The 1,151-nt window shown below is 69.8% G+C and carries 1 pseudogene; it reads right to left on the bottom strand.

Annotation, left to right across the window (positions count from 1 at the left end):
* A pseudogene (locus ACFW2E_RS47445) lies at positions 1-735 on the bottom strand (hypothetical protein); the annotation flags it as partial.
* Between the last annotated feature and the right edge of the window lie 416 nt (positions 736-1,151).

The raw sequence follows: 1,151 nt of genomic DNA, 5'->3' as shown, positions 1-1,151 counted from the left end.
CTCGCGTGGGGCGGGGGCGATCGTGGGGGCGGCCTCGCGCAGCGGGGGGGCCGTGGAATCAATGACCCGGGTGGCCGAGACCGCCGCGGTGGAGGCCGCGACGGCCTCGCGCAGCAGGTTCCGGGAGAGTTCCCCCGCGCTGTCCGACAGTTGCAGCAGCGCCCTCATCTCGGCGACCGCTTCCTGCAACTCCTCGGTGAATGCACGGGGTTGGGTGTGTGCTGCGGTGACGGCCGCCGATTCGACGCGTGCCAGCGCCCGGGCCAGGCGTCGCAGGAGCCTGCGGTCCTGTTCGTCCGCCCGGTGCTGCACGCTCCGCCAGGTCAGCGTGAGGGTCACCACCAGCCCCAGCAGGGTGATGGTGTACCAGACCAGCTGGTCGAACCGGAGGACACCGGACAGGTGTCCGGCGAAGCCCTGCTGCCACATGTCGAGGAAGGAGCCCCGCAGTCTGGCGGAGGGGTCCCGCCGTGCCTGGTGGTACGCGTAGGTGGCCAGACCGAGTCCGGACCAGGTGAGGACGAGCGGGAAGTAGACCATGACGGCAGTGGCGGCGGAGAGGCGCCGTGCCCACAGGGCCGCGCCCTCGGTGCGGGGTGCCAGGGCGCCTTCACCCGCATAGGCGGCGACCAGTCCACCGCCCGACCAGGCGGAGAGCCCGTTCCCGCGCTCGACGGCCACCGCGAGCTCTTCCAGCGCGGCCTTCTGAAGGACCAGTTGGGGCTCAGCGGCCAACTCATCCAATTCCACATGGAGTTCGGGCTGACCGGCATCCCCCTTCACGGTCACGGCCGACGGTGCCTCAGGCTCCGCTCGCACGGACAACGACATCCCCCCTCACGTCTCCGTGCCGCAGGAACGGCCATGCAGACGCGCAGTTGCCGGCACGACGGGCGCCCCGGCACGCAGCGGGACCACTGTAGGGAAGTGCGCCTGTCATCTACGGCTTCTTCGTGAAAGTAACCCACGAAACGAACACAGCTTCCATACCCGGCCTTCCCAGCACTTCACCCCCAAGTGTGGGTTTGTGCCGAGAAGTTGATATCCATCACGATGCTTCCCGCCTCGCCGGATCCGCAAGAGCTCCCGGGTCCTCGCGGCCTGACCCCGCCCGCGCCGGCCGGGCCCTGTGTCACCCCCGGTACCAGAGA

The sequence above is a fragment of the Streptomyces sp. NPDC058964 genome (assembly GCF_042741275.1).
GTDB lineage: Bacteria > Actinomycetota > Actinomycetes > Streptomycetales > Streptomycetaceae > Streptomyces.
The sequence above is the reverse complement of the archived record's forward strand: the minus strand, read 5'-3'. Positions and strand labels throughout refer to the sequence as shown.